This is a genomic window from Chromobacterium vaccinii, assembly GCF_001855275.1.
Taxonomy (GTDB): domain Bacteria; phylum Pseudomonadota; class Gammaproteobacteria; order Burkholderiales; family Chromobacteriaceae; genus Chromobacterium; species Chromobacterium vaccinii.
This window is the reverse complement of record NZ_CP017707.1, coordinates 2,781,593-2,808,501: the sequence shown is the minus strand read 5'-3', so window position 1 is coordinate 2,808,501 and position 26,909 is coordinate 2,781,593. Positions and strand designations below refer to the sequence as shown.

The following is a 26,909-nucleotide window of genomic DNA, read 5'->3' as shown; positions in this document are numbered from 1 at the left end:
TCCTTTTGTCGGCGGTTGCTGCCATTTGTCATTGGCTGGGGCTATTCTGGCCATGACGGCCGGGCAATGGGGATGGACATGCGCAATGGACTGAGGCGGCCGGCGGCGGGGTTCACCATGCTGGAGGTGCTGATTGCGCTGCTGGTGCTGGCGATGGGCGTGCTGGCGGCCATCGCCGTGATACTGAATGCGGAACGCGCCAGCGGCTCGGCTTATCTGCGGCAGATGGCCACCCAATACGCTTACGATATGGTTGACCGGATGCGTGCGAATTCAGCCCAGGTCGGCGTGGGCAACTACGATGTGGCGTCCGGCACCGCGGCTTCCTCTCTGCAAAGCAATTGCGTCACTTCCGCGTGCAACGCGGCGACGATGGCCACTTATGACAAGTATCAGTGGCTGAGCGATGTGCAGAACAATCTGCCTGGAGGCACCGGCAGCGTTTATCAGCCGACAAATGGCGGCAGCACCGAGCGCGTGGTGCAGATCTGGTGGACCGATGGCAATGCGGTCAGCGGCGGCAGCCTGCAGACCGTGACGGTGAGGACCATCATGTGAAAGCTTGGCGAGCGCAGTCTGGATTCTCCCTGATTGAATTGATGGTGGCGATCACCATCGGTTTGCTGCTGCTGACTGCGTTGGTCGGCATCATGGTGGGCGGGCGCAAGGATTATTCCACCAATGCCGGCCAGGGCATGTTGCAGAACGCCGGCGCGACCTTGTCCAGCGTGATTTCGCAGACGGCGCGTTCTGCCGGCTTTTTTGGCTGCTCCGGCGCCACCACTTCCAACGCGCTGGTGGCGGCAAATGGCCTGTTGAGCAACTTCAACTCGCCGGTCATCGGTTATGACGCGACGCTGGCCTCGTCGACGCTGACGCTGAGCGCGCTAAACGGCAACAACGACAGCACATTGACCGATTGGTCGCCGACGCTGGATAGCAGCCTGCAAGGAAAAGTGGCGCAGGGCAGCGATGTGCTGGTTTTCGCCGGGCAAACGAATGGCACGACGCCGGTGTGGGTCAATACCTACGCATCGGCCGGCAGCACGGCCCTGGTTACGCTGGCGGCCTCCGGGGTGGTGGCCAACAACCTGTTGGCGGTATCCAATTGCGGGCACTCGTCGATTCTGCAAGTCAATAGCGTCGGCAGCGCCAGCAGCGGCAGCGTGATCAATCTGAAGCAGGCTTTGGATACGGATTTTCCGGTGGGCTCGGTGGCGGTGCCTTTGTCGCAAACCGCCTATTTCGTCGCGCAGGCGACAGGCGCGCAGAGCGCCTTGTATCAGGCGGTATATGACGGAACAGCCTCCAGCTGGCAGCTGACGCCGGTAGTGCCCGGGGTGGATGCCTTGCAGGTGTGGTACGGCGTCGGCAGCACGCCGGGGGTGACCACGCAGTATCTGCCCGCAGCCCAGGTCAGCAATTGGGCGCAGGTCAACAGCCTGAGGATAGCCGCCTTATTGGAGGGCCCGTTGGGTTCGGCGCCGGCGGGCGGGCGCTCGGGTTGCGCGAATCAGACCAGTTGGGCGGTGTTGGGCAGCACCGTGGTGGTGCCTTGCGATACCCGATTGCGCCACGTGTACACGATGACCGTGTCCCTGAGGAATGCCGGGCTATGACGATCTTGCGAACCTATCCCGCGGGGCAGAAGGGCGTGGTGCTGATCGTCGCGCTGATTTTCATGCTGGTGATCATGATTCTGGGCCTGGCGGGCAGCAGCCAGTCGTTGGGCCAACTGCACATGGCCAGCAACAATGCCTTGTATCAGAATAATCTGCAGCTGGCGGAAGGCACGTTGCGTCAAGCCTACGCTTCGATGCTGCAGGGCAATTTCGCCAGCCAGAGCTTCACCGTTTCCGGCAGCAACGGTTATTACCAGTTCAATGCCAGCGCGACGCCGATCTGGCAGCAGAATCTGTATACCGCGTCGTTCTGGAGCGACAACACCAAGACGATAAGCGGCTACGCCGGCACGCCGGCGGTTTCCGGCATCGTCAGCAGCTACGTGGTGGAGAGCATGCCAGCCTCGTGCCGCGCCGGCGTCAGTTGCGGCAATCGCGGCATTTATGGCCTGCAGGCAGGCAGCAACAACTACCGGGTCACCGCCCGAGTGGCGACCAGCAGCGGCGCCAGTCCTGTGGTGGTGCAGGCGATCTTCACGCAGTGAGGCGGATATGGCGAACCGGACAACCTTGACGCGTATCGCCGGCAGCATCGCGCTGCTGGCCGGGTTGACGCTGGCGGCCTTATGGGTGCGGGGCGCCTCCACCGCGACGCTGGCGATCTCCCAGGTGCCGCTGACCATCAGCACGCCGGCGCGGCCGCAGGTGGTGATCGCGGTGACCAATTCGGAATCGATGGACGGCAGCACCATCACCTATTGCAATGGCACCGGCAATAGCAGCGCCAACTGCAGCAACGGTTTTTCCACTACTTATACCGGCCGCGGCGGGGCCTTGCTGACTGGCGCCGGCGCGGTCAGTGGGCTGACCAGCTCCGCCTCGCCCATCAATTACCCGGTGCCGGCCAACTTCACGCCGCCTATTTCCGGCGGCGCGGCCGGCAGCATGCAGCCCTACACCTCGACCTTGTCGGGCGGGCAACTGGCCGACAACAGCCCGTCGCGGCTCAACGTGGCCAAGGCCGGCATCCTGTCGATACTGAACACCTACCTCGCCACCACCGATTTTTCCTTATTGTCCTACCAGACCAGCCGCACTTCGCTATACACGACCTGGGTTTACTACATGTCGCCGCCGGGCGGCTTCTCCTTCACCAACACGGCGACCGCCACCAGCGCCACCGACACCGTTCTCAATCCTTGCTACGGCTACCTGTCGCTTGGCACGTCGCTTTCGACGGTGAAGAGCAACTGCGGGTCAGTTGCCTTGAGCCTGGGGCTCAGTGGCGTGACCGTGAGCGGCGCCCAATACATGACGGTGGCGGCCACCAGCGATGACGCCAACATCAACGACGTGTTGTACACCACGGGATTGAACCCGGTGTTCATGACTTACGGCACGGTCAGTCCCAGCAATCCCTACAGTTACTACTCGCTGAACAGCTACAAGAACGGTTCGGTATCGGTTGGCTACAGCCTGATGGCGCCGGGCGGATTCTCTTCCTGGAGCACGTCGCCCACCAATGCCGGCTACGTACCCTTCACGCCCCAGGTGATGTACGTGCAGCGGGGCTGGGGCTATGGCGGCTCGCAGTCGTACAGCGGCGCCACCACCAATGTGGCGATGACCAATCTGGGCAGCCCGTCATCCAGCCAGATCACCAGCGCCTACAATACCTTTTCGCCGTTTCTGCAGCCGGAGACCAACTCCACCGGCACGACGGAGATCAAGTCGGCGGCGGGGCAGTCGCCTATTTACGCACTGTTGAAGACGGCGCAGACCAGTTTCACCACCACGTCGTCCAGCAGCGGCTGCACGCCGCAGAAGTATGTGGTGTTGATCACCGATGGTTTGCCCACCCAGGACAAGAGCGGCTATTTCTGGCCTCCGGTCGGCAGCGCCGCGGCCGCCGGCTACGGCGTGACCGCCAGCTTCAACGCCGACGGCTCGCTGAATGCCAGCGGAACCAACAGCCAGGCGTTGCTCGACGCCATCAGCCAGATCCAGGCCCTTGCGACCGCAGGCATCAAAACCTATGTGATAGGCCTGGGCGCGGGGGTGGCGCCGGCCACCAATCCGGTGGCGGCGCAGACGCTGACCGCGATGGCGGTGGCCGGCAACACCGGCTCCTACTACCCCGCGGTCAGCCCGACCGCCTTCAGCAACGCGTTGAGCGCGATTCTGGTGCAAATCCAGAAGGGCAGCTACGACCAGGCTTCGGTGGCGTTGAACAGCACCACGCTCAGCACCAACACCCAGGCTTTCCTGGCCAGCTTCAACCCCAGCGACACCCCGTACAGCGACTGGACCGGCGACCTGTCCGCCTACACGCTAGGCAGCAGCAGCGGCTTGAACGTCAGCACTTCGGCCAGCTGGAGCGCGCAAACCCAGGTGGACACGCTCGCCAGCGGCAGCGGCTGGCAGAACACAAGGCTGATCGCCGCCTGGGACGGAGTGAACAACAAGGGCGTGCCGTTCCGCTGGCCGGCGACCGGCGTGACCGGCATCAACAGCACGCAGCAGTCGCAATTGCAGCCTTCGGACACCAAGGGCAGCCTCCGCGTCAACTATCTGCGCGGCGATGTCTCCCAGGAGGCGCGCAATGGCGGCGGCTTCCGCAACCGCAGCCACCTGCTGGGCGACATCATAGACAGCGGGCCGGCCTATGTGGCCAAGCCGAATGGCCCCTATATCGATACCAGCTACCAGACCTTCATCAGCAACAATGCCAGCCGCACGCCGATGCTCTACGTCGGCGCCAACGACGGCATGGTGCACGCCTTCAACGCCAATACCGGCATCGAGGCCTTCGCCTTCGTGCCCAACGGCGTGTTCGCCAATCTGTACCAGCTGACCAGCGCCTCGTACAACAGCAACCACCTCTATTTCGTCGATGGTTCGCCCCAGGCGGGGGACGTGATGTTCTCCGACAGCAGCTGGCATTCGGTGCTGGTGGGCGGGCTGGGCGGCGGGGGCAAGACCATTTACGCGCTCGACGTCACCTCGCCTTCCACATTGACCACGGAAACGGCGCTGGCAAACGCCGCGCTGTGGGAGTTCAGCGACAGCGGCATGGGCTATTCCTACGGCCGGCCGACCATCGCCCGGCTGAACGGCGCGACCAACGCCTTCGCGGTGCTGTTCGGCAACGGCTACGCCAGCAGCGGCAATCACGCGATCTTCTACGCGGTCAACCCGCAGACCGGCGCCACGCTGGCCAAGATAGACCTGTGCGCTTCCGTGCCGGCCGCCTGCAACAGCAGCGCGCCGCAGGGCTTGTCCGAAGTGGTGGCGGTCAATAGCAGCGGCAACGCCGGCGCGGCAGTGGATACCGTCTACGCTGGAGATCTGCAGGGCAATCTGTGGGCGATCAACGTGTCCAGCTCGAATCCGGCCAACTGGTCGGCGCGGCTGTTGTTCACCGCTGCCGACAGCAGCGGCAACCACCAGCCGATCACCGCCGCGCCGGTGGCGACGCTGAATCCCAACTTCCCCAAGCAGAAGGGCATGATGGTGTACTTCGGCACCGGCCAGTTGCTGGCCCAGGCCGATCTGACCAACACCAATACCCAGGCCTTCTACGCGGTCTACGACAATATGACCATCACCGGCCTGACGCCGTCCAACTTGCTGCAGCAGACCGAGACCGCGATCGCCACATCCGTGTCAGGCTTCCCCAGCACCACGGTCTCATCCACGCAATACAACTGGCAGAGCCCCAATCCGCCGCTCAGCTGCGTGGTGGGCAGGACCTGCCCGACGCTGTACGGCTGGTACTACACGCTGGGCTTCGCCGGCAGCGGCGCCCGAGTGCTGACCAATCCGCAGCTTTTCGCCGGCAACGTGGTGTACACCACGTTCACGCCGTCGTCCTCGCCCTGCACCGCGGGCGGCAGTTCGTTCCTGATGGCGTCCAGCTACGCGACGGGCGGCCCTCCGGCCCAGCCTTTCCTGGACGCCAACGGCGATGGGGTGGTCAACGGCAACGATGTTTACAGCCAGCAGCCGCTGTCGGGGGTGCAACTGGGCAGTTTCTTCGCCTCGTCGCCGGCTTTCGTGGTTTCCAACCAGGGCGGCTACTCCGCCAGCATCCTGGTGGGCGGCGGCAACGGCAACAGCCGCAACAACTGCGCCAACGGCAAGCTCAACTGCACCAGCAGCAGCCCGTCGCAGCAATACTATTCCTGGAGCGGATGGTGGCAAATCCTTTAAACAAGCCCCTGGAGCGGAGAGGGCCCATGCGCGGCCTCACGCTGGTCGAACTGATGATCACCCTGGCGATCGTCGCCATCCTGGGAACCATCGCCTATCCGATGTATACCGGCTATGCGCAGCGATCGCGGCGCAGCGACGCCTGGCAGGCGTTGAATACGGCGCAGGCGCAAATGGAGCAGTGCTATTCGCAATATTTCGCCTACAACAACGCTGCCTGCGCGGTGACCACGGCGTCTCCCAGCGGTTATTACCAAGTGCAGATCGCCTCGTCCACCAGCGCCAGCGCCTACACGCTGACGGCTACGCCGACCAGTCCGGGCCTGCAGACTGCCGATACCAGCTGCAGCAGCTTCAGCGTCGGCAACGGCGGCATCCGCAGCGCGTTGAACTCGCAAGGCGCGGATTCCTCCAGCGCCTGCTGGCCGCATTGAGGCGCTGGGGATGAGGACGCGGGCGGGGAAGGGGTTCACGCTGGTGGAAATGATGGTGACCATCGCGGTGGCGGTGCTGATGGTGACCGTGGCCCTGCCGGCCTGGCAGGTGTTCGTTCAGAACGAGAGGCTGAGCAGCACGCGCGACCAGCTGATCAGCGCGATGAACCAGGCGCGGGCATTGTCGATCAGCAACGACGACGTGGTGACCATCTGTCCCTACAACGCCGGCTCCGCCTCCAGCTGCGGCGCCAGCTGGAGCGCCGGTTGGGCGATTTTCGAATTGCCGCAGGGCAGCGCAAGCTCCACCAGAGTGCAGGCCCAACCGCTGACCGCCGGCTCCTCGCCCACCATCAACGCCGCCACTTCCGCGGGCGCGGCCATCGCCAGCATCAGCTTCAATCCCCGCCCGCCCTATGTCGCGGCGGCCCAGACCGGCGATTTCCGCCTTTGCGACAGCCGGGGCGTCAGCTATGCGCTGTCGTTCAATCTGCAGGCCACCGGCTACATCCAGCAAGCGAGCAAGGCCGGCGTCACGTTGGCGGGCGTCGCGCTCACCTGCCCCTGAGGCGGCCGGAGTTGGGCAGCCGTCGGCGACGGTGGTATGCTTCGCGATCCGTTCCGTTTCATGGCGCCGCGGCGGTCTCGGCATGATGTGCCGCGTCGGCGTCCGCTCAAGGAAAAGCATGGTTTACCCGTCGCCGTCGTTTGAAGACAAAATCTGCCCGCCGGAACAGCTGGCCGAGCGTCTGGCCGCGCTGCCGCGGCCGCTGGTGTTCACCAACGGCTGCTTCGACATCCTGCATCGCGGCCACGTCACCTACTTGGCGCAGGCGCGCGCGCTGGGCGCCAGCCTGGTGCTGGGCTTGAATACCGACGCTTCGGTGAAGCGGCAGGGCAAGGGCGACGATCGTCCGATCAACAATGAACTGAATCGCGCGGCGGTGCTGGCGGCGCTGGAGAGCGTCAGCCTGGTCACCTGGTTCGACGCCGACACTCCGGCCGAGCTGATCGAGCTGATCAAGCCCGACGTGCTGGTCAAGGGCGGCGACTGGACCGTGGACAAGATCGTCGGCAGCGGCGAAACGCTGGCGCGCGGCGGCCAGGTGCACTCCATTCCTTTTCTGTTCGACACCTCCACCACCAAGACGCTGCTGAAGATCCGCGCGAACGAGGGCAAGGCGTGAGCGAGCACGCGTTCGCGGTGCTGCGCCGCCTGTCCGACGGCCGCTTCCACTCCGGCGAGGACATCGCCCAGGCGCTGGGCTGCTCGCGCACGCTGGTGTGGCAGGCGGTGCATGCGATCGAGTCCGAGCTGGGCCTGGACGTATTCAGCGTGCGCGGCCAGGGTTACCGGCTGGCTCGTCCTTTCGACTGGCTGGACGTGGCCGCGGTCCGCGCGGGACTGCCGCCGGCCGCGGCCGAGACTTTCACGCTGGCGGTGGCCGAGCGCACCGATTCCACCAATAGCCAGTTGATGGCGCGCGCCGGCAACGGCGGCTTGCACGGCCTGGTGCTGGCCTGCGAGCAGCAGACCGCCGGCCGCGGCCGGCTGGGGCGGCGCTGGCAGGCCAGGCTGGGTTCGGGCCTGACCTTCTCGCTGCTGTGGCGTTTCGAGCGCGGCCTGGCCGAGCTGGCCGGCCTGTCGCTGGCTGTGGGCGTCGCGCTGGCGCGCGCGTTGCGGACGCTGGGCGCGCCGGTGGAGCTGAAGTGGCCGAACGATGTGCTGCTGGATGGACGCAAGCTGGCCGGCATCCTGATCGAGGTGTCCGGCGACGCGCTGGGCCCGGCGGCCGCGGTGATCGGCATCGGCTTGAACGTCGCCGATCCGGGCGAGGTCGACCAGCCGGTGGCCGCGCTGGAGCAGGCAGGCGTGGCGCCGGATCGCAACCGGGTGCTGGCCGCCTTGCTGGGGGAGCTGGAGCGGGTGCTGGCCGATTTCGACCGCGATGGCTTCGCGCCATTGCGCGACGAATGGTGGAGCCTGTGCGCCCATCGGCAGGCGCAGGTGCGGCTGAGCTTCTCGCATGGCGAGCCGATCGACGGCGTCGCCTGCGGCGTGGCCGACAACGGCGCGCTGCTGACGGAGACGGCGCAGGGAGTCAGAGCCTTCCATATCGGCGAAGTCAGCCTCAGGGGGCGTCAATGAAACTATTGATAGATGCCGGCAACAGCCGGGTGAAATGGGCTTTGTACCAAGGCGAGGACTGCGTGCGCCAGGGCGCGGCCGAGCACGGCGAACTGGCCGGCCTGGCCGATGCTTGGCGCGGCCTGCCGCTCGAGGGCGCCTGGCTGTCGTCGGTGGCGCGCCGGGAAGTGATCGACGCGCTGGCCGCCGCCGTGCCTTGCCCATTGCACCGCGTGCATGCGGAGCGCCGTTTCGGCGACGTGTGTAACCATTATCGCAACACCGCCGAGCAGGGCGCCGACCGCTGGCTGGCGGTGCTGGCCGCGCGCGAGCTGTGCCGCGGCGATGTCATCGTCGCCTGCGCCGGCACCGCGCTGACGGTGGAGGCGCTGACCGCCGAGGGCGATTATCTGGGCGGCCTGATCCTGCCCGGCCACGGCCTGATGCTGCACAGCCTGGCCCAGGGCACGGCCAATCTGAACCGCGCCGCCGGCGAGATCGCCGATTTTCCGCAGGGGACGCAGGACGCGCTGGCCAGCGGAGCGATGGCGGCCTTGACCGGCGCCATCGAGGAGCAGCGGCGCAAGCTGGCGGAACGCACCGGCCGCGAGCCGGCTACGGTGATCCTTACCGGCGGCGACGCCGCGCGCATCGCGCCCTGGCTCGCGGCGCCGTTGCAGATCGTGGATAATCTGGTGCTGATGGGTTTACTCAAGGTGGCGAATACGTGATGAAGTGGCTAGTGGCGCTGGTGGTGGTGCTGAATCTGGTGGTGGCGATGTACGGCTCGCTGAAGCAGCGGCCGCCGCTGGATGTGCACGCCCAGGAAGTCAGTCCCGGGCAGGTGAGGCTGTTGCCCGCCAACTGGAAGCCGGACGCTTCCGCGCCCAAGGCGCAGGCCAGCGCGCCGGCAGCCTCGGCACCCGCGGCGCAGCCGCTGCACGAGACCAAGCCCGCGGCCAGCGCGGCCAAGTCCCAGGTCAAGCCGGCAGCCAAGCCGGAAGCGTCCAAGCCCGCGGCCAAGGCGGCCGACAAGCCGCAAGACAAGGCTGGGCAGGAAAAGGCGGCCCAAGACAGGAAAACCCAGGGCAAGCAACCCGAGGCCTTGGCCTGCTATCGCTGGAGCGGCCTCAACGACAGCCTGCTGGCGCGGGTGAAGGGCGGCGTGCCGCAACTGAAGCTGAAATCCGGCCAGATGCAGGAAGACAGCAAGGAAGAGAGCAAGGGGTCCGGCCGTTTCTGGGTGTATTACCCGCCGCTGGCCACCCAGTCCGAAACCAAGACCCTGTCGGCCGAGATGAGGGACAAGGGTTTCGACAACTACATCGTCAGCAACGATGAATTCAAGGGCAATCTGTCGCTGGGCCTGTTCGGCAAGGAGGATGCGGCCAAGACGCTGGTGGCGCGGCTGAAGGCGGCCGGCTACGATAAGGCGGTGGTCAAGTCCAAGGATCAGCCGGCCAAGATCACCGCGCTGACCTTCAAGGACCTGGACGCGGCGCAGGCCGAGCGCCTGAAGGCATTGCAGAAGCGGCTGACGCCCGGCATCGCGCTGAAGGGCTGCTGAGCGGAGGCCGTGGCCAAAGCTTGATCCAGCGGCTTGCCAAGCGGACATGCTGCGGCGCAATATCGACAACGGCGGCGACAGGCCGCCGTTTTGCTTGCCAGGCTTTCCATGACTCGACACATCCACATTACCCGGCTGCTGGACCGCGGCCGCTTCAACGACAGGATATTGCGCCAGCTCGGCTGGGCGATGGCCTTCATCGCCGGCGCGATCAACGCCGGCGGCTTCCTGGCGGTGCACCGCTACACTTCGCACGTGTCCGGCATCGTGTCAGGCATGGCCGATGCCTGGGCCACCGGCGAGATCGGAGTGGGATTGTCGCTGCTGGTGATGTTGTGCAGCTTCATCGGCGGCGCGATGCACAGTACTTGGCTGATCCTGTGGGCGCGGCGGCAGCGGCTGCGCGGCGGCTACGGCGTGTCGATGATGGAAGAGGCGTTGCTGTTGCTGGTGTTCGGCCTCTTGGGGGCCGGGTTGTCGCTGCACAAGGGCCTGTTCACCCCGCCGACGGTGATGCTGCTGTGCTTCATCATGGGCATGCACAACACCATCGTCACCAAGCTGTCCGGCGGCCTGTTGCGCAGCACCCACATGACCGGCATCGCCACCGATATCGGCATCGAGCTGGCCAAAATGAGCTATTACAACCACGAACGCAATCCGCGGGTGGCTGCGGTGCGCTCCAACCACAAGAAATTCCGCGTCTACGCGCTGATCCTGTTGGCCTTCTTCCTGGGCGGCGTGGTGGGCGCGCTGGGCTTCAAGCACCTGGGTTTCAGCTTCACGCTGCCGCTAGCCTTGTTCCTGTTCCTGCTGGGCCTCAGGCCCGCCTGGTACGACGTCAGGCTGCGCTGGCGCTGGTGGCGCGGCCGCTGGGCGTCGCGGCGCGCGCGGGCCGCCGCGCAAGGCGGACGTTCCGCATCCTGAGGCGGCGGCCAGCGTTACGCTCAGAGCGAGATCACCGCGCTTGCCGCCGCCCACATCGCCTGCGACATGTTGTGCCTGATGCGCAACAAGAAGGTGGCGGGCATGTTGTAAGCGGTTGGCCGTTTTAAGAAAATGCCGTCGCGCTGGGGTCCCTGCGGGCGGCATTTTTTGTTGGGGTGAAAAAAGATGGGTGAGAGCGCAGGGCCGGTCGGTGACCGCTAAGATCCTTTTGGCCTGCCTGGCGGGCAGCCCCGCCGTGTAAATTATGTCCGCGCAGCGGACTCAGATTAGGTTTGCCTGTCGATTCTGATGCCGCTCAGATTGCGGATGGGCATCAAACCCACGCCGGCACCCGCCACAGCAGCAAGCCCAGCATCGCGATTTCGCAAAGCTCCACGCCCGCGCCCAGGCAGTCGCCGGTCATGCCCCCCAGGCGGCGCTTCAGGAAGGCCCACCAGGCCAGGCCGGCCAGCGGGGCCAGTAGCAGCGCGGGGGCCAGCCAGGCCGACAGCGCCAGCAGCGCGGCCAGGTTCAGGCCCATGCCGGTCCAGTCGCGTTGCCAGGCGAAGCGCTCTCCGCTGCCCGGCGCGATGGCCGGCAGCGTGGCCGACCAGACGACGGCGAAGCCGCGCGCCCAGGCTGGGACCAGCAGCAGGCCCCAGGCCGGGCCGCCGTGGCGGGCGGCCAGCATCAGCAGCACCAGCTTGGCGGCGACGGCCAGGATCAGCGAGAGCACGCCGAAGCTGCCTAGATGCGGGTCTTTCAGCACTTCGAAGAAACGCTCGCGCGAGCGGTGGGCCGCGCCCAGCGCGTCGGAAAGATCGGCCAGCCCGTCCAGATGCAGGCCGCCGGTCACCATCACCCAGGCCAGCAGCGCCAGCAGCGCCGCCAGCCAGGGGTCGACCAGGCCGCCCAGCCGTAGGGCGGCCAGCAGCAGCGCGCCGACGATGACGCCGACGGCGGGAAACCAGCGCGCGCTGGCCGCCAGCCATTCGGGTTTGAAATCGGCCAGCTGCGGGGTGGGCAGCCGGGTCAGGAACTGCACCGCCAGGATCAGTCCGCGCATGCGGACTCCAGGCGCAGCAGATAGGCCGGGTGGCCTTCCAGCATCGACAGCTGGACGAAGCCGCCGCGTTGCACCGTCATCAGTTTGGCCACCGCGAACTCGGTGCCCAGCAGCTCCGCCATCAGCACCGTGATCACGCCGCCATGCGTCACCAGCAGCCGGTGGCTGCCGCGGGCTTCGGTCATCCAGTCGGCCAGGCCGGCCAGTACCCGGGTGCGGAACTGCTCGAAGGTTTCGCCGCCGGGCGGACTGAGCCGGCCGGCGGCCAGCGCGTCGCCCCAGCCGGGGTGGGCCTGTTCCAGATCGGCTACCGGGTGGCCGTCCCAGCCGCCGAAATCCATCTCGGCGAAGCGCGGGTCCACCTTCAGCGTCAGCGAGCCGGACAGCGCCTGCCTGACCGAGAACTCGCGGCAGCGCTGCAGCGGCGAGGTGGCGATGCTGGTGACCGGCGCCAGGTTGCTGATGCGTTTCCAGCTATGTTCCAGCTGCTGGTGCCCAAGCTCGGTCAGCGGCAGGTCGGTCAGGCCGATCAGCCGGCCGTCGTGGTCGATGTCGCCGTGGCGCAGCAGGGTCAGCGTGTAGGGATTCATGCCGACTTGCCGCTGATGCCGGCTTCTGCGAAGGTGGCCATGCCGTTGTGCAGCTTCACCGCCAGTTGCAGCAGCGGCACGCACACGGCGGCGCCGGAGCCTTCGCCCAGGCGCATGCCCAGGTCCACCAGGGGGGGCAGCTGCAAGGCTTTCAGCGCCAGATCATGGCCGGATTCCGCCGAGCGATGGCTGGCCAGCAGCCAGTCGTGCAGCGAGGGCTCCATCGTTTTGGCGCACAGCGCGGCGGCGCTGGCGATGAAGCCGTCCACCAGCGACGGCACGCCCAGCCGCGCGCCCTCCAGGTAAAAGCCGGCGATCGCGGCGATTTCCAGGCCGCCCAGCTCGGACAGCGTGTCCAGGCCGCTGAGGTTTTCCCAGGCCACCCGGGCCAGCGCGGTCTTCACCGCGCGATGCTTGTTGGCCAGGCCGGCGTCGTCGACGCCGGTGCCGCGGCCGACCACCAGCTCAGGCGCCGCGCCGGTCAGCCGGCAGATCAGCGCCGCCGACGCGGTGGTGTTGCCTATGCCCATGTCGCCGGCGATCAGCAGGTTGGCGCCGGCCTCCACCGCGCGGCGCGCGGCGGCGCGGCCGGTCTCCAGCGCGGCAGCTGTTTCATCGGCGCTCATGGCGGCCTGCTTGGCCAGATTCTGGCTGCCGGGCCTCACTTTGGCGTGGACGATGGGCAGCGCGGAGACATCGCCGGCCACGCCCACGTCCACCACTTCCAGCCGCGCGTCCAGCGCGCGCGCCAGAACGCAGATGGCGGCGCCGCCGTTGGCGAAGTTGCGCACCATCTCGGTGGTGACCGCGGACGGGAAGGCGGATACGCCTTCCACCGTGACGCCGTGGTCGGCGGCGAACACAGTGATGGCTGGCCGCAGATCTTCCGGCTGGGCGCGGCCCTGCCAGGCGGCGAAGCGGCAGGCCAGTTCCTCCAGTTGTCCCAGGCTGCCGGGCGGCTTGGTCAGGATGGCCTGACGGGCGCGGGCGGCGTTGCGGGCGGAAAGATCCAGGGGTTTGCTGCTGTTCATGGTATGGGCCTGCTGCGGGAGCGGACGGGGGTCCGGATGATGAATGGGAACCGGCGCGCGGCGTCGGCTGGACTCTAAGCATATTACTGCTTGGCCGGTGCCGCCAAAAGTCCGGCGGGTTATAATCCGCCGATCAGCAGGTGTCCGGAGGCGCGCTGTCTTGCGCGCCCGGATGAAACGGGAAGCCGGTGAGAAACCGGCGCTGCCCCCGCAACGGTAAGGCCTGGCGTGCATGCGCCCAGGCGGCGCAAGGGCCACTGTCTTCAGGACGGGAAGGCGCGCCGCCGGCAAGGCCCAGCCCGGAGACCGGCCTGCGCTGCCACTGGCCGGAAGCCGGTGGACCACTGGAGTATCGCGGGGAGGCGATTCGACAGACGTTCCGGTTCTGCCGTGCCGTCCTTTGCTGCTGTTGTCCTCTTCGCACTCAACGTTGACCCTATCGTGGAGTGTGTTTTCATGTTCAAGCTTCAAACCTGCGCCGCGCTGACGGCGCTGGCCTGTTCCAGCCTGGCCCTGGCTGATGGCGTGCCCCAGTTCGTCGGTGATCCGGTGATCGTGACGGCGAGCCGCATCGCGCAACCTCTGTCCAAAACGCTGGCCGACGCCACCGTGATCACCCGAGATGAAATCGAGGAAAGCGGCGCGCAGACGTTGCAACAGGTGTTGTCGCGCCAGGCTGCCGTCACGATTACCAGCAACGGCGGTCCGGGCACGACCAGCAGCATCTTCATGCGCGGCACCAATTCCAACCACACGGTGGTGTTGGTGGACGGGATGCGCATTTCGTCGGCGACGACCGGCACCACGGCCATCCAGAACATTCCGCTGGCGCAGATCGAGCGCATCGAAATCCTGCGCGGACCGGCTTCCAGCCTGTACGGCGCCGACGCCATCGGCGGCGTGATCCAGATATTCACCCGCAAGGGCGAGGGTGCGCCGCGTTTCAACGCCGGTTTCGAGACCGGCAGCCGCGGCACTGGCAAACTGACGGCCGGCGTGGACGGCAAGAGTGGCAATACCGCTTATAGCCTGCAGTTGAGCCATGCCGAGTCCAATGGTTTCTCGGCAACCAATTCGAAGAACGCGTTTGGATACAACCCGGATAACGATGGCTATCGCAATGACGGCTACACCGCCAATGTGACCCAGACGCTGGCGCCGGGGCACGATTTGACGCTGCGCCTGTTCCAAACTTTTGCCCGAGCCGATTTTGATCAAAATCTGGTTGGACAAGACTGGACCGATACCCGCCTGACTGGGCAGAGCCTAGAGTCGCGTAATCGTTTTACCGATCTCTGGACTAGCACGCTGCGTTTCAGCCATAGCCAGGACAAGCAGGAAACGTTCAGCGACGCGGCAGGTGGGCAGCGAAACAGCCTGTACCAAACGACCCAGAACGAGTGGACATGGCAGAACGATTTGTCCACTGCGTGGGGCAACTTTGCGCTGGGGGCGACTCATAACGACCAGAGGGTGGAAAGCAGCGATCTATTCACCAAGAACACGCGCGCCCAGTACGCTGGATTCGCCACATACCAGCTTGAGAAAGGAAAGAGTCTGTTCCAGGCTAGCTTGCGTCGCGATCATGATGACCAGTTCGGCGGCAAGACGACGGGCAAGCTGGATTACGGCTATCGATTTGCTGATGGCTGGTTGGCCCGGGCAGGCTATGGCACGGCTTATAAAGCGCCCACGTTTAATGATTTGTACTATCCGCCTACCGATATGCCCGAGTACAACTACCACTATCGGAGCAATCCGAATTTGAAACCGGAAAGCTCGCTCAATAGCGAGCTGGCACTGGTTTATAGCAAGAATGCTAGTCGTTTCAGTTTGACTGCGTTCCATAACCAAGTTAGCGATTTGATTGCTTCCACTACCACTGCGGATGGTATCGATACTCGGATAAATGTCAGCCGCGCAACCATCCGTGGTTTGACGTTAGAAGGCGCTACGATGGTGGCGGGAGTCGATCTGGGCGCCAATCTTACGCTGCTGGATGCTCGCGATGACGGCACTGGCCATAGGTTGGAGCGCCGTCCGCGTCAGAGCGCCAATTTCACAGCGAGCAAAGAGCTGGGCAGGTGGACGCTGGGTGCGGAACAGCAGATCGTTTCCCGCAGATACGACGATCCGGCGAATACCGAGTCCAAAGCGCTGCACGGTTACGGCGTGACCAACGCCTTCGCCAACTACCGCTTCGCCAAGAGCTGGACCGCGACAGCCCGCGTCGACAATCTGTTCGACCGCGAATACGAAACCGCTTACGGCTACAACACCGGCGGCCTGGGCGCCTTCATCGGCGTGCGTTACAGCCAATAAGGGATAGGCCATGCCCCACCTGATCACCGGCGGTGCCCGCAGCGGCAAGAGCCGCCATGCCGAAGACCTGGCCCGCCGTCATGGCGGACCGGTGTGCTATCTCGCCACCGCCGAGGTGCGCGACGCCGAGTTCGCGCGCCGGGTGGCGCTGCACCGCGAGCAGCGGCCGGCGCATTGGAGCGTGGCGGAGGCCGGCCGCGGCTTGGCGGCCATCATCGCCGCCCACGACGCGCCGGGCGGCTTGCTGCTGATCGACTGCCTGGGCATGTGGCTGATGCGCTTTTTCGGCGAGGCCGGTTTCGATGAGGCCGAGTATGCGGCCGAGCGCGACGCGCTGCTGGCGGCGCTGGACGGGGCGAGGGGAGAGATCCTGCTGGTCAGCAACGAAGTGGGTTGGGGCGTGGTGGCGGGCGATGCCGAAACCCGCCGCTTCGTCGACGAATTGGGCCGGCTCAACCAGCTGGCGGCGTCGCATTGCGGCCGGGTGACGCTGGTGGCCTGCGGCTTGCCGCTGGCGTTGAAGGGGGAGGCGGCATGAAGCGGGCGTTGTTTGGCGTGTGTCTATTGCTGGGCGCGGCGCGCGCCGGTGCGGCGATCCAGGTCGAGGACGGCGCCGGCAAGGCCGTGGCGCTGGAGCGGCCGGCGGCGCGCATCGTCAGCCTGGTGCCGCACGCCACCGAGCTGTTGTTCGCCGCCGGGGCCGGCGGCAAGGTGGTGGCCGCCGTCGATTACAGCGACCACCCGGAAGCGGCGAAAAAGCTGCCGCGCGTCGGCGGCTTCACCGGCTTCAGCCTGGAGGCGGTGTTGCGGCAGAAGCCCGATCTGGTGGTGGCCTGGCAGGACGGCGGCACGCCGCGCGAGCTGGAGCGGCTGCGGCGCATGGGGGTGCCGGTGTTCATCAGCCATCCATTGCAACCGGACGACGTGGCGCAGGAAATCGTCAAGCTGGGCAAATTGGCCGGCACCGACGCCGCCGCGGCGCAGGCGGCCGCGGCCTACCGCCAGCGGCTGGCGGCGCTGCGGCAGCGCTACGGCGGCCGCGCGCCGGTGCGGGTGTTCTACCAGCTGAGCCAGACGCCCATCTTCACCGTCAGCGGCAAGAGCTATATCGATGCGCTGATCCGCGTCTGCGGCGGCGTGAACGTGTTCGCCGACCTGCCGTTGCCGGCTCCGCAGGTATCGACCGCCGCCGTGGTGGCGGCGCGGCCGCAGGCCATCGTGGCCGGAGACGACGCCACGCTGGCGATGTGGAAGCGCTGGCAGGCATTGCCGGCGGTGGCGAACGGCGCGCTGCTGGCCCTGCCCGGCGACGCCATCACCATCCCCGGACCGAGGCTGGTGGACGGCGCGGACCAGCTGTGTGCCCGGCTGGACACAGCGCGGCAGCGGCTGGGTTTGACGCCCAAGTAGCCGCCCGTTATCCTCGCCGCCATGGACAATGAACTGGAATACCTCGAATCCCGCGTCGCGGCGCTGATCGCCCGCATCCGGGAACTGGAAGTCCAGAACGGCCGGTTCGCCGAGGCGCTGTCCGAAGCGCTGAAGGAGAACGCCGAGCTGAACTTCCGCGTCAACGAAACCCGCAGTCGGGTGGCGGCCCTGGTGGCGCGCCTGCCCGCCGCGCCGGAGAACGAGCAATGAGCGACGTGGTTCAGGTCGACATCGAGCTGCTGGGCAGGCATTTCACCATCGGCACGCCGCAGGACGAGCAGGAAACGCTGTTGGAAGCGGTCCGCCTGCTGGAAGGCAAAATCTCCACCATCCAGCAGCATGGCAAGGTGATGGACGCCGACAAAATCGCCATCATGGCCGCGCTGAACATCGCGCACGACCTCTTGAAGACAAAAGTGGGCGAAGGCTTGGAGATTGAGGCGTTTCAGCGTAAAATACGTGGCATGAGCGAAGCAGCCGACCAGGCGCTGAGCCAAAGCCAGCAGCCGCTGTTTTAAGCCGAGCGGCGCTGGCGCACCAAAGGTCAGTTTATCCCCTGCGGTGTTCGTGACGGCGCACAATTCCTTTGTACCAATGCGTTCGCTTTTGGCTGCCAGCGTGAGACATGGGCGTGCCGCGTTCCCTGATGAACGCGCCCGAAATGTTTGGCAGGCGGCCCCTCCTGGAAACAGGGTACAAGCGAATTTAGCCCGAACGGCACTCGCGGGGGTTCCCCCTCCAACATGACCGCATCTTCCCCCGCAATCGACAAGACGGCGCTGCGCCGCCAGCTTCGCCGCGCCCGCATCGCGCTGCCGCCGGCTTGCCGCGCCGAAGCCGCGCGCGCGATCGCCCGCCACGCTTCTCGTCTATTGGGTCGAGGCAAGCGCGTCGGCGGCTATCTCGCCGCCGGCTCCGAGCTTGACCTGGCCGAAGTGATGAACGCGGCGCTATGGCGCGGCGCGGCGGTCTATCTGCCGCAGATTCCGCGGCGGGGCCGCCGGCTGTGGTTCACCCGGCTGGGCGCCGCCGACCGCTGGTATCTGCATCCCCGTTACCGCATCCTGGAGTACGCCGGCGCGCGGCTGCGCGCCGAACGGCTGGACGTGGTGTTCGTGCCCTTGCTGGGCGTGGACCGGGACGGCTACCGGATGGGACAGGGCGGCGGCTTCTACGACAGCACGCTGGCCTTTCGCCGCCGGCATGCCTTGAGCGGCAAGCCGCTGCTGGTGGGCGTGGCTTTCGACTGCCAGCTGGTGGACGCGGTGCCGCGCGAGGCATGGGACGTGAGGCTGGACTGGCTGCTGACCGAATCCGGCTTGCGCCGCTTGCCGCTGCGGGAGGCGGGCGCATGATCCTGCTGCTGTTGTTGCCTCTGCTCGCCGCCTGCCTGCTGGGCTGGCTGGCCTGGTGGTGGTGGCTGCCTTACGCGCTGATGGCCGCGCCCACGCTGCTGGCCTATTGGCTGGACAAGCGCGCGGCGCTGCGCGGCCAATGGCGCATTCCTGAAGCCAGGCTGCAATGGCTGCATCTGGCCGGCGGCTGGCCGGCCGCCTGGCTGGCGCAGCGGGCGTTCCGCCACAAGACCCGCAAGCAGCCCTTCCTGGCGCTGTACTGGCTTGGCGCGTTGGCCAATGCGGCCTTGCCGCTGGGCTGGCTGTGGATGAAAAGCCGCTGAACAGGCTTGGCGCGGCTAACAAAAATCCGTTTCACCCCTGAGGCAAGGCGCGCCGACGCAGGCAGCGCTTGAGTACCGCCAGTCGGCGCAACGCAGCATCAGGAGTTTGTCAGCCACGCTCAGCGCCAGCCGTAGCGCGGGCCGTAGCCGTAGTAATACACCGGCGTTGCCGGCACCACCACGGCGGGTCGCACCACCACCGGCGCCACCGAGACGCGCGGCGGCTCCACTACGCAGCCGGCCAGGCTGCTGATTGCCACGACGGCCAGAATCCATTGTTTCATTTTCGCGCTCCCGCGATGCCGGACAGCGTGCCTGTCCCGTTACCGCCAGCATACGAAGCAATCTTTCCAGTAAGATTGAGCAAGTCTTTCCCGATCCACTCAGCGATTAACAGATATTGCCCATGCGCTATTGGCTGATGAAGTCCGAACCGGACGAAACCTCGATCGACCATCTTGCCGCCGAGCCCGCGCGGCTGTTCGAATGGACTGGCGTGCGCAATTACCAGGCGCGCAATTTCATGCGCGACGACATGCGTCCCGGCGATCTGCTGCTGTTCTGGCATTCGTCCTGCCCCGAGCCAGGCATCGCCGGCATCGCCGAAGTGGCGTCCGCCGCGCATGCGGATTCCAGCCAGTTCGATCCCGCCAGCCCTTACCTCGATCCCAAGTCCGACCCTGCCAATCCGCGCTGGCAGTGCGTTGACGTTCGCTTTGTCGAGAAGACGCGGCTGCTGTCGCCGGCCGAGTTGCGCCAGCATCCGCTGCTGGAGGGCATGACGGTGCTCAAGCGCGGCAATCGCTTGTCGATCACGCCGGTGACGGCCGAGGAGTGGGCGTATCTGATGGACTTGCTCGGCGTGTGCCAGCCGCGTTGACGCTTGGCGCGCGGATATTCCTGTGTAATATTTTGGCGTTTCCATTCCGGGATGCGCCATGTCTTCCATCCAACCGCGCAATCCGCGGATAGATTGCCTGCGCGGCATCGCCATCGGCTGCGTGCTGCTGCTGCACTTCATGCTGGCCTACGGCATCAAGGACAGCCTTCTGGGCAGCCTGCTGTCGGCGCCCTTGCTGGGCGCGCTGGCGCGCAACGGCAATTACGGCGTGACGATGTTTTTCGTCGTGTCCGGCTTCCTGATCGTGTCGCAGTCTTTGCGGCGCTGGGGCAGCCTGCCTGCCATCGATATCCGCGCTTTCTACGTGCGGCGCTTCGCCCGCATCATGCCCCTGCTGTTGCCGACGCTGGCGCTCATCGTCGCGCTGGGCAGCCTGGGCCTGCCCCATTTCAGCAATACCGACGGCGGCCACCATTTGCCGGCTTCGTATTTTTGGGCGGCGGCCGGCTCGGTGCTGACCTTCTGGCACAACCTGCTGATGCAGTCGGTGGGCTACTTCAACTATTGCCTGAACGTCTATTGGTCGCTGTCGGTGGAGGAGGTGTTCTATCTGGCGCTGCCGCTATTGTGTCTCGCGCTGAGGCGGACCTGGCTGCTGGCGGCGGTCTGCCTGCTGCTGATCGCCGCCGGGCCGTTTTACCGGGCGGCGCATCTCGACAACGAAATCGACTACTTGTACGGCTACCTGGCTTGTTTCGACGCCATCGCCATCGGGTGTCTGGCCGCCTTGGCCGCTCATCGAGTCCGGCTGGCCGACGGCCAGGCCCGGCTGCTGCGCTGGGCGGGTTTGCTGATGCTGAGCGGGGTGTATCTGCGGGGCATCGCCGGCAACCAGGTGTTCGGCTTCAGCTGGGTGGCGCTGGCCAGCGCGATGTTCCTGCTGGGCGCGGCGCGCGCGCCGGCGCTGGACGGCTGGCGCGAGCGGGCGACGCGTCCGCTGCGCTGGCTGGGGCGGCACAGTTATGAGTTGTACTTGCTGCATATCGTGGTGCTGGCCGGCTTGCGCAATCTGCTGCCTAAGGGAAGCATCGGTTATTGGGAGCGCCTGCCGCTGTTGTGCGCGTTTGTGGCGGCATCGGCGTTGTTGGCGCATTTGGCCGCCCGTTATTGGTCGGAGCCATGCAACCGGGCGATCCGCCGGCGTTGGCTTCGCCGTCAAAATGGCGAGGGTGTTCCGCCAAGCGCTAAGCGGGGGGATTCTTTGGCATGATGGAAGCCGATATCGGTAAAAGGGGCGGGCATGTTGTCGATTGAGCTTTGGGCCGCGTTGCTGGCCTGCGGAGCGGTGGCTGGTTTTCTGGCCGGCCTGCTGGGGGTGGGCGGCGGCCTGATCATCGTGCCGGTGGTGTTGGCGGTGCTGTCCGCCGCGCGTCTGGGCGGCGAGCACGCGCAGCACCTGGCGGTGGGCACCTCGCTGGCGGTGATGGTGTTCACCAGCCTGTCCAGCGTGCGCGCGCATCACAAGAAGGGCGCGGTGGACTGGCGCATCGTGCGCGGCATGGCGCCGGCGATGGTGGCGGGCACGCTCTTGGGGAGTCTGATCGCCGGTTGGATTTCCGGCCTGGCGCTGCGCTGGTTCTTCGTCGCCTACGCCTACGCGGTGGCGCTGCAGATGCTGGTCGGACGCCAGCCCAAAGGCGGCCGGGGCATGCCGGGCTGGGCCGGGCAGGGGGCCGCCGGCAGCCTGATAGGCATGATTTCCAGCTGGGTGGGAATCGGCGGCGGCTCGATGAGCGTGCCCTTCATGAGCTGGTGCAATGTGCCGGTGCGCACCGCCATCGCCACCAGCGCGGCGCTGGGCTGGCCGATCGCCGTGTCCGGCGCGGTCGGCTACTTGTACAGCGGCTGGGGCGCGGCGGGATTGCCGCCCGGGGCCATGGGTTTCGTCTACCTGCCGGCGATGCTGGCGCTGATGCTGATGACGGTGCTGCTGGCGCCGGTTGGCGCGAAGGCCGCGCACCGGCTGCCGGTGCCGCGGCTGAAAAAGGCCTTCGCCGTGCTGATGGCGGCGATGGCCAGCGAGATGCTGTACAGCCTGTTGCGCGGCTAAGGTCTTCTGCAACCTTGTCGGCTTGCCTGTGGTCGAAGCGGTTTGACCGACAGTGAAAGGACGACGCGTGTTGAGAAGCGCGATTGTATGCGTGGCGGGGATGCTGGCGGCGGTGCCGGCGGCCTTCGCCTACAGCGACGAAGCCAGGCTGCCCTTTGCCGGCCAGCCGGGCGAGCTGCCGCTGGAGCTGGCGCTGCGTTTCGCCAAGAACCGGCTGGGCGAGGATGGCCGTTTCGAGTACGCCACGCTGAAGGTTGTTCAGACCAGCCAGCCGGAGGCGTTCGACCGGGCCGGCATCACGCTGATCCGCGAAGGGCTGATGGACGACAGCGTCAAGGGCGTGCGCCAGCGCTTCGAGCTCAGCCGCGAGGAGAATGTCTGGACGCTGCGGGTGGTGAAGGAAGACTTCTCCTGCTGGCGCGGGCGCAAGGGCTGGGGGCTCAAGCCCTGCCCTTGAGGCGGCGCGCGCCAAGCATTTGTTTTTTGGGTCTTATCGCCGACGCGAAGACGCCGTTATAATGGGGCAATCATTTTGCGGACGGGCTGACCGGATGCATGCGCGCGGATCGCGCCCCGGGCAGCCCGCCTTTTGTATTTCAGAGTCCAGACAAAGATCGCCATGCAAGAACAATACAGCCCGCGGGCGGTAGAAGCCGCCGCCCAACAGAAATGGCAGAAGACTGCCGCCTTCAAGGCCGTGGAAGACGCGTCGCGTCCCAAGTACTACGCGCTGTCGATGTTCCCGTATCCGTCCGGCAAGCTGCACATGGGCCATGTGCGCAACTACACCATCACCGACGTGCTGGCCCGCTTCAAGCGCCTGCAGGGCTTCAACGTGCTGCAACCGATGGGCTGGGACGCCTTCGGCCTGCCGGCCGAGAACGCGGCGATGAAGAACGGCGGCGCGCCGGCGGCGTGGACCTACGCCAACATCGAATACATGAAAACCCAGCTGGATAGCCTGGGCTTCGCGCTGGACTGGGAACGCGAGCTGGCCACCTGCAAGCCGGACTACTACCGCTGGGAGCAGTGGCTGTTCACCCGCCTGTTCGAAAAGGGCGTGATCTACAAGAAGAACGGCGTGGTCAACTGGGACCCGGTGGACCAGACCGTGCTGGCCAACGAGCAGGTTGTGGACGGCCGCGGCTGGCGTTCGGGCGCGCTGGTGGAAAAGCGCGAAATCCCGATGTACTACTTCCGCATCACCGACTACGCCGAGCAGCTGCTGGCCGATCTGGACAAGCTTGACGGCTGGCCGGAGCAGGTCAAGACCATGCAGCGCAACTGGATCGGCAAGAGCTACGGCTCCGACGTGGTGTTCCCGTACGACGAGGCCAGCATCGGCCACGCCGGCGAATTGAAGGTCTACACCACCCGTCCGGACACGCTGATGGGCGCCACCTACGTCGCCGTCGCCGCCGAACATCCGCTGGCCACCCAGGCCGCGGCCGGCAACGCCGAGTTGCAGGCCTTCATCGCCGAGTGCAAGGCGGGCTCCGTCGCCGAGGCCGACATGGCCAAGATGGAAAAGAAGGGCATGGACACCGGCCTGTTCGTCATCCATCCGCTGACCGGCGAACGATTGCCGGTATGGGTGGCCAACTACGTGCTGTGGGGCTACGGCGAAGGCGCGGTGATGGCCGTGCCGGCGCACGACGAGCGCGACTTCGAGTTCGCCAACAAGTACGCGCTGCCGATCAAGCAGGTGATTACCCTGGCCACTGGCGACGCCGAATACGACGCCGCCAACTGGCAGGAGTGGTACGGCGCCAAGGATGACACCGTGAAGACGGTCAATTCCGGCAAGTACGACGGCCTGGGCTACCAGGCGGCCTTCGACGCCATCATCGGCGACCTGCAGGCCAAGAGCCTGGGCCAGAAGAAAACCCAGTATCGCCTGCGCGACTGGGGCATCAGCCGCCAGCGCTACTGGGGCTGCCCGATCCCGATCATCCACTGCCCGAGCTGCGGCGACGTGCCGGTGCCGGAAAAAGACCTGCCGGTGACGCTGCCGGAAAACGTGCACCCGGACGGCGCCGGCTCCCCGCTGGCCAAGATGCCGGAATTCTACGAAACCGCCTGCCCGAAGTGCGGCGGCGCGGCCAAGCGCGAAACCGACACCATGGACACCTTCGTGGAGTCCAGCTGGTACTACGCCCGCTACGCCAGCCCGAAGTGCGACACCGCGATGGTGGACAAGAAGGCCGCCGATTACTGGCTGCAGGTCGATCAATACGTTGGCGGCATCGAACACGCCATCCTGCACCTGCTGTACGCGCGCTTCTTCCACAAGCTGATGCGCGACGAGGGCCTGGTGTCGTCGGACGAGCCGTTCAAGAGCCTGCTGACCCAGGGCATGGTGATCTGCGAAACCTTCTATCGCGACCTGCCCAACGGCTCCAAGGACTGGATCGCGCCGCAGGACGTGGACCTTACGCGCGACGCCAAAGGCAAGATCGTGTCCGCCACGCACCGCGTCGACGGCCAGCCGGTGGTGATCGGCGGCATCGAGAAGATGTCCAAGTCCAAGAACAACGGCGTGGATCCGCAGGAATTCATCGAGAAATACGGCGCCGACACCGCGCGCCTGTTCATGATGTTCGCCGCGCCGCCGGAGCAGAGCCTGGAGTGGTCCGACGCCGGCGTGGAGGGCGCGTTCCGCTTCCTTAAGCGCCTGTGGAAGAGCGCGCGCGAGCACGTCGAAGCCGGCGTGGTCGCGCCGTATGCCGCGGGCGAGCTGAACGCCAGCCAGAAGGAACTGCGCTTCAAGCTGCACGGCACCATCCAGAAAGTGGCCGACGATTACGGCCGCCGCCAGCAGTTCAACACCGCCATCGCCGCGGTGATGGAGCTGCTCAACGCCTACGACAAGGCCGACACCGCGGGCGAGACCGGCCGCGCCGTGGCGCAGGAGGTGCTGGAAACCGCTACCCTGCTGTTGTCTCCCATCGTGCCGCATGTCTGCGACGGCATCTGGAACGAGCTGAAGCCGGGCACCGAGCTGCTGGCCCAGTCCTGGCCCAAAGTGGACGAGAGCGCGCTGGTGAAGAGCGAGATCGAGCTGATGGTGCAGGTGGCGGGCAAGCTGCGCGGCAGCGTGACCGTGGCCGCCGACGCTGCCAAGGATGCGATCGAGGCCGCGGCGCTGGCGCACGAGAACGTGATCAAGTTCATGGAAGGCAAGCCGGCCAAGAAGATCATCGTGGTGCCGGGCCGCCTGGTGAACATCGTCGTCTAGCGGGTGGGCCGGCCCGTGGCGTTGTTTGGCCCCACGGGCTGTCAGCCATGCTAGGACCGATATCGGATACGCGGCGCGGGGCGGTTTGTCCTGCGCCGTTTTTGCCTGGCGGATCATCCGCCATGGGGGATGCAATGAAACACTCTCTGAGATTCGCTCTGTTGGCCGGTTTCGCGCTGTTGCTGACCGCCTGCGGCTTCCATTTGCGCGGCCTGGGCGGCCCGCTCAAGCCGCTGCCGTTCTCCACCATGTATCTGGAGGCCAGCGGCAAGGGCATTGAATCGGATCTGCGCACCGTGTTCGCGCGCGATCCGAAGCTGACGGTGATGTCCGCGCCCAAGGGCGCGCAGGCGGTGGTGAGCGTGGTCAGCGAGAATCAGTCCAAGGACATCCTGACCATCAATACCGGCGGCCGCATCAACGAATACCAGCTGACTTACACCGCGGTGGTGCGTACGGTGATCGGCGGCGTGCCGGTCGATCCGGACATGGTGGTGACCGTGCGCCGCAGCCTGAATTACTCGGATAACCAGGTGCTGGGCAAGCAGCAGGAAGAAGACCTGCTGTGGGCCGACGCGCGCCGCGACGCCGCCGAGCAGGTGGTGCGCCGACTGGCTTACCTGAAGGTGCCGGCCGCGCCGCTGGCCGGTCCCGCAAGCGTGAAGCCCGATGCCGTCCCTCAGCCCTGACGCGCTGAACGCGGGCTTGGCCAAGGGGCTGGCGCCGCTGTACCTGGTGCATGGCGAAGAGGCGTTGCTGGCGCTGGAGGCGGCCGATGCCGTCCGCGCCGCAGCGCGCGCCGCCGGTTACCTGGAGCGCGAGGTGCTGACGGTGGAAAGCGGCTTCGATTGGTCGCAATTGACCGACTCGATGTCCAGCGTGTCGCTGTTCGCTTCGCTGAAGCTGCTGGAAATCCGCATTCCCGGCGGCAAGCCGGGCACCGAGGGCGCGGAGGCGCTGCAGCGCCTCGCCGCCGATCCGCCGCAAGATACGGTGACGCTGATCACGCTGCCCAAGCTGGACAAGGCGCAGCAGCAGAGCAAGTGGTTCACCGCGCTGGACAGGATCGCCCAGGTGGTGGAGGCGCGCCCGGTGGGCCGCGCCGAGCTGCCGGGCTGGATTGCCCGCCGGCTGAAGGCCCAGGGCCAGCAGTTGGGCGCGGAGGCGCTGGCGTTCTTCGTCGACCGGGTGGAGGGCAATCTGCTGGCCGCGCGGCAGGAAGTGGACAAGCTGGCGCTGCTCTATCCCAAGGGCGAGTTGAGCCTGGACGATCTGCAGGCGGCGGTGGCCAATGTCGCCCGCTTCGATGTGTTCCAGCTGTCCGAGGCCTGGTTGTCCGGCGACACGCCCAGGCTGACGCGGATGCTGGACGGGCTGATGGCCGAAGGCGAGGCGCCGGTGCTGGTGTTGTGGTCGCTGGCCGAGGACGTGCGCATGCTGCTCAAGTTGCGCCAGGGCCTGAAGGACGGCCGCCAGCCGCGCGACATGGCGCGCGAGCTCAGGCTGTGGGGCGAGAAGCAGAAGCTGGCTGAGCCGGCGCTGCGCCGCATCGGACCGCGCAAGCTGATGGCCGCTTTGTCCGAGTGCGCGCGCATCGACCGCCAGATCAAGGGCGTCGAGCCGGGCGAGCCTTGGCAGACCATGCGGGCGCTGGCGACCAGGCTGGCCGCCTGAGAGGATGTTCCGCTTGGAAACGGACCGCGCATGCGGTC

At 66.2% G+C, this 26,909-nt stretch carries 29 protein-coding genes, 1 other RNA gene and 1 riboswitch; of the genes, 26 read left to right on the top strand and 4 right to left on the bottom strand.

Translation table 11 applies throughout. The annotated features are described in order from the left end of the window. Positions 1-78: 78 nt before the first annotated feature. The 11 genes from pilV (at position 79) to BKX93_RS12925 (ending at position 10,890) form a co-directional block, all read left to right on the top strand. Positions 79-558: a type IV pilus modification protein PilV gene (gene pilV / locus BKX93_RS12975; RefSeq protein WP_186009420.1), complete on the top strand. Its 480-nt coding sequence runs from the start codon at positions 79-81 to the stop codon at positions 556-558. Next, the gene (locus BKX93_RS12970; protein WP_144408942.1) at positions 555-1,619 is read left to right on the top strand and encodes a PilW family protein; all 1,065 of its coding nucleotides are present in this window, start codon (positions 555-557) and stop codon (positions 1,617-1,619) included. Before pilV ends, BKX93_RS12970 begins: the two co-directional genes overlap by 4 nt. Continuing rightward, complete coding sequence (locus tag BKX93_RS12965; RefSeq protein WP_021475817.1) at positions 1,616-2,167, top strand: pilus assembly PilX family protein; 552 nt, start codon at positions 1,616-1,618, stop codon at positions 2,165-2,167. The genes BKX93_RS12970 and BKX93_RS12965 overlap by 4 nt, the downstream gene beginning before the upstream one ends. 25 nt (positions 2,168-2,192) lie before the next feature. Next, complete coding sequence (locus BKX93_RS12960) at positions 2,193-5,834, top strand: pilus assembly protein (RefSeq protein ID WP_145929314.1); 3,642 nt, start codon at positions 2,193-2,195, stop codon at positions 5,832-5,834. Between the two features lie 26 nt (positions 5,835-5,860). Further along, complete coding sequence (locus BKX93_RS12955; protein WP_052717724.1) at positions 5,861-6,268, top strand: type IV pilin protein; 408 nt, start codon at positions 5,861-5,863, stop codon at positions 6,266-6,268. Positions 6,269-6,278: 10 nt separating this feature from the next. Continuing rightward, on the top strand, positions 6,279-6,836 hold the full coding sequence (locus BKX93_RS12950; RefSeq protein ID WP_082107373.1) for a GspH/FimT family pseudopilin: 558 nt from the start codon (positions 6,279-6,281) through the stop codon (positions 6,834-6,836). A 118-nt stretch (positions 6,837-6,954) separates the two neighbouring features. Next, on the top strand, positions 6,955-7,455 hold the full coding sequence (gene rfaE2, locus BKX93_RS12945; protein WP_046158421.1) for a D-glycero-beta-D-manno-heptose 1-phosphate adenylyltransferase: 501 nt from the start codon (positions 6,955-6,957) through the stop codon (positions 7,453-7,455). Next, positions 7,452-8,417, top strand: coding sequence for a biotin--[acetyl-CoA-carboxylase] ligase (locus BKX93_RS12940; RefSeq protein WP_070980123.1), 966 nt, complete (start codon positions 7,452-7,454; stop codon positions 8,415-8,417). The genes rfaE2 and BKX93_RS12940 overlap by 4 nt, the downstream gene beginning before the upstream one ends. Continuing rightward, complete coding sequence (locus BKX93_RS12935) at positions 8,414-9,127, top strand: type III pantothenate kinase (protein ID WP_046168931.1); 714 nt, start codon at positions 8,414-8,416, stop codon at positions 9,125-9,127. Before BKX93_RS12940 ends, BKX93_RS12935 begins: the two co-directional genes overlap by 4 nt. Continuing rightward, positions 9,127-9,963: an SPOR domain-containing protein gene (locus BKX93_RS12930; protein WP_070980121.1), complete on the top strand. Its 837-nt coding sequence runs from the start codon at positions 9,127-9,129 to the stop codon at positions 9,961-9,963. The genes BKX93_RS12935 and BKX93_RS12930 overlap by 1 nt, the downstream gene beginning before the upstream one ends. Before the next feature lie 108 nt (positions 9,964-10,071). After that, positions 10,072-10,890, top strand: coding sequence for a YoaK family protein (locus BKX93_RS12925; protein ID WP_186009419.1), 819 nt, complete (start codon positions 10,072-10,074; stop codon positions 10,888-10,890). Between the two features lie 334 nt (positions 10,891-11,224). Here BKX93_RS12925 and cobS read toward each other — a convergent pair whose 3' ends face one another. The 3 genes from cobS to cobT are packed head-to-tail and all read right to left on the bottom strand — an operon-like array spanning position 11,225 to position 13,577. Then, positions 11,225-11,956 carry an adenosylcobinamide-GDP ribazoletransferase gene (gene cobS / locus BKX93_RS12920; RefSeq protein WP_070980120.1) on the bottom strand — a complete coding sequence of 244 codons (732 nt, stop codon included), beginning with the start codon at positions 11,954-11,956 and terminating at the stop codon, positions 11,225-11,227. Continuing rightward, on the bottom strand, positions 11,944-12,546 hold the full coding sequence (locus BKX93_RS12915) for a histidine phosphatase family protein (RefSeq protein WP_046158416.1): 603 nt from the start codon (positions 12,544-12,546) through the stop codon (positions 11,944-11,946). Before BKX93_RS12915 ends, cobS begins: the two co-directional genes overlap by 13 nt. Then, complete coding sequence (gene cobT / locus BKX93_RS12910; RefSeq protein WP_046158415.1) at positions 12,543-13,577, bottom strand: nicotinate-nucleotide--dimethylbenzimidazole phosphoribosyltransferase; 1,035 nt, start codon at positions 13,575-13,577, stop codon at positions 12,543-12,545. The genes BKX93_RS12915 and cobT overlap by 4 nt, the downstream gene beginning before the upstream one ends. 121 nt (positions 13,578-13,698) lie before the next feature. After that, positions 13,699-13,906, top strand: a riboswitch (cobalamin riboswitch). A 127-nt stretch (positions 13,907-14,033) separates the two neighbouring features. Here cobT and BKX93_RS12905 point away from each other — a divergent pair. The 8 genes from BKX93_RS12905 to BKX93_RS12870 all read left to right on the top strand — a co-directional run bounded on the left by BKX93_RS12905 (position 14,034) and on the right by BKX93_RS12870 (position 19,008). Next, a complete protein-coding gene (locus BKX93_RS12905) occupies positions 14,034-15,899 on the top strand; it encodes a TonB-dependent receptor domain-containing protein (protein WP_070980118.1) in 1,866 nt (621 codons plus the stop codon). Between the two features lie 10 nt (positions 15,900-15,909). After that, positions 15,910-16,437, top strand: a complete 528-nt coding sequence (gene cobU / locus BKX93_RS12900; protein WP_046168664.1) for a bifunctional adenosylcobinamide kinase/adenosylcobinamide-phosphate guanylyltransferase — start codon at positions 15,910-15,912, stop codon at positions 16,435-16,437. After that, a complete protein-coding gene (locus BKX93_RS12895; protein WP_046168665.1) occupies positions 16,434-17,309 on the top strand; it encodes a cobalamin-binding protein in 876 nt (291 codons plus the stop codon). The genes cobU and BKX93_RS12895 overlap by 4 nt, the downstream gene beginning before the upstream one ends. Before the next feature lie 21 nt (positions 17,310-17,330). Then, entirely contained in the window at positions 17,331-17,540 is a 210-nt protein-coding gene (locus BKX93_RS12890; protein WP_011134052.1) for a hypothetical protein, read from the top strand. After that, on the top strand, positions 17,537-17,848 hold the full coding sequence (locus BKX93_RS12885; RefSeq protein ID WP_046158412.1) for a cell division protein ZapA: 312 nt from the start codon (positions 17,537-17,539) through the stop codon (positions 17,846-17,848). The genes BKX93_RS12890 and BKX93_RS12885 overlap by 4 nt, the downstream gene beginning before the upstream one ends. A 32-nt stretch (positions 17,849-17,880) precedes the next feature. Further along, a non-coding RNA gene (gene ssrS, locus BKX93_RS12880) (6S RNA) lies at positions 17,881-18,064 on the top strand. A gap of 9 nt (positions 18,065-18,073) precedes the next feature. Continuing rightward, on the top strand, positions 18,074-18,685 hold the full coding sequence (locus BKX93_RS12875) for a 5-formyltetrahydrofolate cyclo-ligase (protein WP_070980116.1): 612 nt from the start codon (positions 18,074-18,076) through the stop codon (positions 18,683-18,685). Beyond that, on the top strand, positions 18,682-19,008 hold the full coding sequence (locus BKX93_RS12870) for a DUF1294 domain-containing protein (protein ID WP_070980114.1): 327 nt from the start codon (positions 18,682-18,684) through the stop codon (positions 19,006-19,008). Before BKX93_RS12875 ends, BKX93_RS12870 begins: the two co-directional genes overlap by 4 nt. 119 nt (positions 19,009-19,127) lie before the next feature. Here the strand turns inward: BKX93_RS12870 and BKX93_RS25375 are convergent, their stop codons facing one another. Next, positions 19,128-19,292 (bottom strand): hypothetical protein, encoded by a 165-nt coding sequence (locus BKX93_RS25375; RefSeq protein WP_186009418.1) that lies wholly within the window; start codon positions 19,290-19,292, stop codon positions 19,128-19,130. A 122-nt stretch (positions 19,293-19,414) separates the two neighbouring features. Here BKX93_RS25375 and BKX93_RS12865 point away from each other — a divergent pair, with 122 nt between their 5' ends. The 7 genes from BKX93_RS12865 to holA all read left to right on the top strand — a co-directional run bounded on the left by BKX93_RS12865 (position 19,415) and on the right by holA (position 26,871). Then, positions 19,415-19,888: an EVE domain-containing protein gene (locus BKX93_RS12865; RefSeq protein WP_070980112.1), complete on the top strand. Its 474-nt coding sequence runs from the start codon at positions 19,415-19,417 to the stop codon at positions 19,886-19,888. A gap of 58 nt (positions 19,889-19,946) precedes the next feature. Further along, positions 19,947-21,119, top strand: a complete 1,173-nt coding sequence (locus tag BKX93_RS12860) for an acyltransferase family protein (RefSeq protein WP_070980111.1) — start codon at positions 19,947-19,949, stop codon at positions 21,117-21,119. 30 nt (positions 21,120-21,149) lie between these two features. After that, positions 21,150-21,959 (top strand): sulfite exporter TauE/SafE family protein, encoded by an 810-nt coding sequence (locus BKX93_RS12855; RefSeq protein WP_070980109.1) that lies wholly within the window; start codon positions 21,150-21,152, stop codon positions 21,957-21,959. 70 nt (positions 21,960-22,029) lie between these two features. Continuing rightward, positions 22,030-22,416 (top strand): hypothetical protein, encoded by a 387-nt coding sequence (locus BKX93_RS12850; RefSeq protein WP_145929313.1) that lies wholly within the window; start codon positions 22,030-22,032, stop codon positions 22,414-22,416. A gap of 162 nt (positions 22,417-22,578) precedes the next feature. After that, positions 22,579-25,197 (top strand): leucine--tRNA ligase, encoded by a 2,619-nt coding sequence (gene leuS, locus BKX93_RS12845; protein WP_046158405.1) that lies wholly within the window; start codon positions 22,579-22,581, stop codon positions 25,195-25,197. Positions 25,198-25,331: 134 nt separating this feature from the next. Next, a complete protein-coding gene (locus BKX93_RS12840) occupies positions 25,332-25,886 on the top strand; it encodes an LPS-assembly lipoprotein LptE (RefSeq protein ID WP_046158404.1) in 555 nt (184 codons plus the stop codon). Next, on the top strand, positions 25,867-26,871 hold the full coding sequence (gene holA / locus BKX93_RS12835) for a DNA polymerase III subunit delta (RefSeq protein ID WP_046168673.1): 1,005 nt from the start codon (positions 25,867-25,869) through the stop codon (positions 26,869-26,871). The genes BKX93_RS12840 and holA overlap by 20 nt, the downstream gene beginning before the upstream one ends. Positions 26,872-26,909 lie beyond the last annotated feature (38 nt).

Bases quoted from the DNA above. Each gene is read 5' to 3' on its own strand.
- BKX93_RS12860 (WP_070980111.1), top strand. From the start codon at position 19,947: ATGTCTTCCATCCAACCGCGCAATCCGCGGATAGATTGCCTGCGCGGC.
- BKX93_RS12865 (WP_070980112.1), top strand. From the start codon at position 19,415: ATGCGCTATTGGCTGATGAAGTCCGAACCGGACGAAACCTCGATCGAC.
- BKX93_RS12935 (WP_046168931.1), top strand. From the start codon at position 8,414: ATGAAACTATTGATAGATGCCGGCAACAGCCGGGTGAAATGGGCTTTG.
- cobT (WP_046158415.1), bottom strand. From the start codon at position 13,577: ATGAACAGCAGCAAACCCCTGGATCTTTCCGCCCGCAACGCCGCCCGC.
- cobS (WP_070980120.1), bottom strand. From the start codon at position 11,956: ATGCGCGGACTGATCCTGGCGGTGCAGTTCCTGACCCGGCTGCCCACC.
- cobU (WP_046168664.1), top strand. From the start codon at position 15,910: ATGCCCCACCTGATCACCGGCGGTGCCCGCAGCGGCAAGAGCCGCCAT.
- BKX93_RS12905 (WP_070980118.1), top strand. From the start codon at position 14,034: ATGTTCAAGCTTCAAACCTGCGCCGCGCTGACGGCGCTGGCCTGTTCC.
- BKX93_RS12915 (WP_046158416.1), bottom strand. From the start codon at position 12,546: ATGAATCCCTACACGCTGACCCTGCTGCGCCACGGCGACATCGACCAC.
- BKX93_RS12840 (WP_046158404.1), top strand. From the start codon at position 25,332: ATGAAACACTCTCTGAGATTCGCTCTGTTGGCCGGTTTCGCGCTGTTG.
- BKX93_RS12955 (WP_052717724.1), top strand. From the start codon at position 5,861: ATGCGCGGCCTCACGCTGGTCGAACTGATGATCACCCTGGCGATCGTC.
- pilV (WP_186009420.1), top strand. From the start codon at position 79: ATGCGCAATGGACTGAGGCGGCCGGCGGCGGGGTTCACCATGCTGGAG.
- BKX93_RS12875 (WP_070980116.1), top strand. From the start codon at position 18,074: ATGACCGCATCTTCCCCCGCAATCGACAAGACGGCGCTGCGCCGCCAG.
- leuS (WP_046158405.1), top strand. From the start codon at position 22,579: ATGCAAGAACAATACAGCCCGCGGGCGGTAGAAGCCGCCGCCCAACAG.
- BKX93_RS25375 (WP_186009418.1), bottom strand. From the start codon at position 19,292: ATGAAACAATGGATTCTGGCCGTCGTGGCAATCAGCAGCCTGGCCGGC.
- holA (WP_046168673.1), top strand. From the start codon at position 25,867: ATGCCGTCCCTCAGCCCTGACGCGCTGAACGCGGGCTTGGCCAAGGGG.
- BKX93_RS12885 (WP_046158412.1), top strand. From the start codon at position 17,537: ATGAGCGACGTGGTTCAGGTCGACATCGAGCTGCTGGGCAGGCATTTC.
- BKX93_RS12895 (WP_046168665.1), top strand. From the start codon at position 16,434: ATGAAGCGGGCGTTGTTTGGCGTGTGTCTATTGCTGGGCGCGGCGCGC.
- BKX93_RS12925 (WP_186009419.1), top strand. From the start codon at position 10,072: ATGACTCGACACATCCACATTACCCGGCTGCTGGACCGCGGCCGCTTC.
- BKX93_RS12950 (WP_082107373.1), top strand. From the start codon at position 6,279: ATGAGGACGCGGGCGGGGAAGGGGTTCACGCTGGTGGAAATGATGGTG.
- BKX93_RS12855 (WP_070980109.1), top strand. From the start codon at position 21,150: ATGTTGTCGATTGAGCTTTGGGCCGCGTTGCTGGCCTGCGGAGCGGTG.
- BKX93_RS12930 (WP_070980121.1), top strand. From the start codon at position 9,127: ATGAAGTGGCTAGTGGCGCTGGTGGTGGTGCTGAATCTGGTGGTGGCG.
- BKX93_RS12890 (WP_011134052.1), top strand. From the start codon at position 17,331: ATGGACAATGAACTGGAATACCTCGAATCCCGCGTCGCGGCGCTGATC.
- rfaE2 (WP_046158421.1), top strand. From the start codon at position 6,955: ATGGTTTACCCGTCGCCGTCGTTTGAAGACAAAATCTGCCCGCCGGAA.
- BKX93_RS12870 (WP_070980114.1), top strand. From the start codon at position 18,682: ATGATCCTGCTGCTGTTGTTGCCTCTGCTCGCCGCCTGCCTGCTGGGC.
- BKX93_RS12965 (WP_021475817.1), top strand. From the start codon at position 1,616: ATGACGATCTTGCGAACCTATCCCGCGGGGCAGAAGGGCGTGGTGCTG.